3 protein-coding genes are annotated in these 3,966 nt (G+C 71.4%); all 3 read left to right on the top strand.

What is annotated here, in order from left to right:
- Positions 1-121: 121 nt before the first annotated feature.
- Genes ACVJO7_RS33830 through ACVJO7_RS33820 form a run of 3 tightly spaced genes read left to right on the top strand, consistent with a single transcriptional unit; the run spans position 122 to position 3,886 of the window.
- A complete protein-coding gene (locus ACVJO7_RS33830; RefSeq protein ID WP_491676345.1) occupies positions 122-1,237 on the top strand; it encodes a tyrosine-type recombinase/integrase in 1,116 nt (371 codons plus the stop codon).
- A gap of 17 nt (positions 1,238-1,254) precedes the next feature.
- Positions 1,255-3,456, top strand: coding sequence for a tyrosine-type recombinase/integrase (locus tag ACVJO7_RS33825; RefSeq protein WP_491676344.1), 2,202 nt, complete (start codon positions 1,255-1,257; stop codon positions 3,454-3,456).
- The gene (locus ACVJO7_RS33820) at positions 3,446-3,886 is read left to right on the top strand and encodes a DUF6262 family protein (protein WP_491676343.1); all 441 of its coding nucleotides are present in this window, start codon (positions 3,446-3,448) and stop codon (positions 3,884-3,886) included. The genes ACVJO7_RS33825 and ACVJO7_RS33820 overlap by 11 nt, the downstream gene beginning before the upstream one ends.
- Positions 3,887-3,966 lie beyond the last annotated feature (80 nt).

Here is a 3,966-nt window from a genome sequence, read left to right as displayed (position 1 = left end):
GTTATCTGGAGTCGCTCGGCGGCCGTCCGCGACGTCGTCGACGGGCACGTGAGGTCCCGGATCTTGCCTGGTGGACGTGGTTATCTCCCGCGGTCCAGCACGCGGTGTCCCGGGAGGTTCGGTGTTCGTTCAGCAGGTGGTGTTGCCCGGATCGCGGCATAGGTCGTGGACGGTGCTCGGCCCGGACGGGGTGCCGGTCGAGCCGGTCGAGCGTTATCTGGCGTTCCTGAGCGATGTCGACCGTTCGCCGAACACGGTCAAGGCCTACGCCCATGATCTGAAGGACTGGTTCGTGTTCCTGCGCGGCTGCGGGCTGGACTGGCGCGAGGTCCGGTTGGAGGATGTGGGCGAGTTCGTGGCCTGGCTGCGGCTGCCGCCGCCGGCCCGGGACGGGCGGGTCGCGGTGCTGCCGTCGGTGGCGCCGCACTGCGGCGCGGCGACGGTGAACCGGAAACTCTCGGCGGTCAGCGCGTTCTATCAGCACGCTGCCCGCCACGGGGTCGATCTGGGCGAGCTGCTGAGCAGCTGGCAGCCGGCCGGACGGCGCGGGACGTCGTGGCGCCCGTTCCTGCACCACATCAGCAAGTCTCAGCCTGCGGCGCGTCGGGTGATCGGGGTGAAGGTGCCGCGCAAGCAGCCGCGGATCCTGACCGCGGTCGAGATGCAGGCGATCCTGGATGCCTGCGACCGGCTGCGGGACCGGCTGCTGTTCGCGGTGCTGCACGACACCGGCATGCGGATCGGGGAGGCGCTGGGGCTGCGCCACGAGGACTGGGCCGCGGCCGAACGCACGGTCGCGGTCGTCGGGCGGGTCAACGACAACGGCGCCCGCGCCAAGTCCGCGGGGCCGCGGACGATCCCGACCAGCGCCGGGCTGGTCCGGCTCTATGCCGACTACCTGCACGGCGAGTACGGCGACCTGGACAGCGACTACGTGTTCGTCAACCTCTGGGGCGGACCACACGGCCGCCCGTTGACCTACGCCGCGGTCTATGACCTGGTCGGCCGGTTGCGACGACGGACCGGGATCGACTTCGACCCGCACTGGTGTCGCCACACCTACGCCACCGGGCTGCTGCGCGCGGGCACCCCCGTGGAGGTCGTGAGCAGGCTGCTCGGCCACGCCTCGGTGACCACCACGGTCGAGGTCTACGGACACCTCAGCGTCGAAGATGCTCGCCAGAGCCTCGAGCAGGCGGGCTGGTTCACCCACGGTGGCAGCGCGGTGCAGCTGTGAGGGCGACGGCCAGGCCGGTGGCAACGCGGCGCCCGGCGCTGCTGGAGCAGCTACTGGGTGCAGTCCGGCCCGAGTTCCGGACCGACGTGCTCGTGTTCGCCGCCGAGGACCCGGTGTTCGGCGGCGGAGCCTGCCGGGTCGCCAGCTGCACCCGGGCCGCCCGCAGCAAGGGCATGTGCCAGGGCCATCACCTGCGCTGGGTCCGCGAGGAACGCCCGGACCTGGCGGTGTTCGCCGCGACGACCGATCTTCGGTGGCATCGGCAGCGCCCGAACGCGGCGTGTCGGGTGGTCGGGTGCGGCTACGGGACCGCGCGCGGTGGGATGTGTCAGCTACACGGGCAGCGGTGGCACCGCGCCGGGCGACCCGACTTGCCTGGGTGGTTGGCCGACCCGCCGACGATCAAGACGCCGGCGCCCGGCGTGGTCTGCGCCGTCGCGCACTGCGATCTGTGGCCGCAGGCGGCGTTGCCGCTCTGCCACGCCCACGCCAACACCTGGAAGGTCAACGGGCGACCCGACATCGCTCTCTTCGTCCGCCGCTTCGAGCAGGTCGCGACTACCGAGGAGGAGATCATCCGGCTGGGCATGCTCGGCCCGCAGCTGCGTCTGGAGATCGGGTATCTGCTGCAGTGCCGCCACGACCAGCGGACCACCAAGACCCTCCCGGCGGTGGTCATGGCGTTGGTGCGGGCCCTGGCCGCCAGCGGCGCGGTGTCGTTGCTGGACCGGACCGAACACGAGTGGAGGACCGGGGTCGGGCGCCCGGCGCCGCGCGATTCCACCCTGCGCGCGCTGCTGATCGACGCCCGCCGCAAGGTCTGCGACCTCGCCGACGGCGACGGCTGGGAGGGCGAGTTCGACCGCGACCTCTGGCAGATGCGCCGCCTCGGGTTCACCGGCAATCAGCAGCTCGACTTCACCGCGATCGGGCAGCCATGGCTGCGTGAACTGGTCAAGCGGTGGCTGCGCTGGCGGCTCTCAGCGGGGCTCGGGCTGGAGGCTGCCCGCCGCGGTCTGCGGTCCCTGACCCGGTTCGCGTGGTTCTGCGAGCGCATCGGCATCGGCGCGCTCGCCGATATCGACCGGGTCGTGCTGGAGCGCTACTTGGCCGACCTGCACGTCGAGCTCGCCGGCCGACAGCGCCACGGCGACCAGATCGGGCAGCTCAACTCGTTCCTGCACGCGGTCCGCCAGCACCACTGGGACGACACGCTGCCGGCCACCGCACTGGTGTTCACCGAGGACTATCCCGCCCGGGTCGAGCGGGCGCCTCGCGCGCTGGCCGAGCAGGTCATGGCCCAGGTCGAGCACCCCGACAACCTCGCCCGGTTCGCCAATCCGGCCTACCGGCTGGTCACCCTGATCCTGATCCGGGCCGGGCTGCGTGTCACCGACGCGCTGACAGTGTCGCGGGACTGCGTGGTCCTCGATGCCGACGGCGCCCCCTACCTGCGCTATCTCAACCACAAGATGAAACGTGAGGCGCTGGTCCCGATCGACGAACAGCTCCACGACCTGATCGTCGAGCAACAGGATCGTGTCGGGGACGCGCCGGTGCTGTTCCCGCGGCCGACGAAGAACCCCGACAGCCGGGCACCGATCGCGTCGTCGACCTACCGGCTCGCGCTCTATCGCTGGCTGGCCCGCTGCGATGTCCGTGACGCGCACGGTCGCCCGGTCCGGCTGACCCCGCACCAGTGGCGCCACACCCTCGGCACCCGGTTGATCAACCGTGACGTCCCGCAGGAAGTGGTGCGCCGCATCCTCGATCACGACTCCCCGCAGATGACCGCGCACTACGCCCGGCTCCACGACACCACCGTCCGGCGGCACTGGGAAGCCGCTCGCAGGGTCGACATCACCGGTCAGGCCGTCATCGTCGACCCCGCCGGGCCGCTGGCCGAGGCGGCCTGGGCCAAGCAGCGCCTGGGGCGGGCGACCCAGGCGCTGCCCAACGGGTTCTGCGGGCTCCCGGTCCAGAAGACCTGCCCGCACGCCAACGCCTGCCTGACCTGCCCGATGTTCGTCACCACCGCGGAGTTCCTGCCCCAGCACCGCACCCACCGCGGTCAGGTCATCGAGCTCATCACCGCCGCCGAAGCCCGCGGCCAGACTCGCCTGGTCGAGATGAACCAGCAGGTCCTGGGCAACCTCGACCGCATCATCGACACCCTCGCCGAGGCCCCGGCCGGCATCGAGGCCTCCGATGCGGGCTGACAACACCCATCACCTCACCGAGGCGGCACGACGCCGCGCGCAGGCCACCCGTCGCCGGGCCGTCGCCGCGCTGCGGCGCATGGACGCCAGCGGGCTGCCCGTCACCATCGACGCCCTGGCCCGCGAGGCCGGCGTGTCTCGATCCTGGATCTATAGCCAACCCGACCTTCGGGCCGAAGCGACGCGGCTGCGCGACCGGCCGCGGGCCGCCGCCAGCAATCCCGTCCCGGACCGGCAGCGCTGCTCCGACGCTTCCCTGCTACGCCGTGTCGAGGTCGCCACGCAACGCAACCGCGAGCTGGAGGCCGACAACAAGCGGCTCCGCGATGCCCTCGCCGACGCCCTCGGCGAGCGGCGGATCGCGCGCTCCGCCACAGCATCCCGCGACACGCCGAGACCACCAGTTTCCGCACCGCCCCGAACCTCGTGAACAGCCACGTCAGCGACACTGTTCACGAGGCAAACCAGCAGCTCACAGGCTCGATCAGTCCCCCGACTGAAGATAACGAT

This window comes from Pseudonocardia sp. DxW (genome assembly GCF_058448985.1).
Note: the sequence above shows the minus strand (reverse complement) of the source record. Positions and strands in the feature narration are given on the sequence as shown.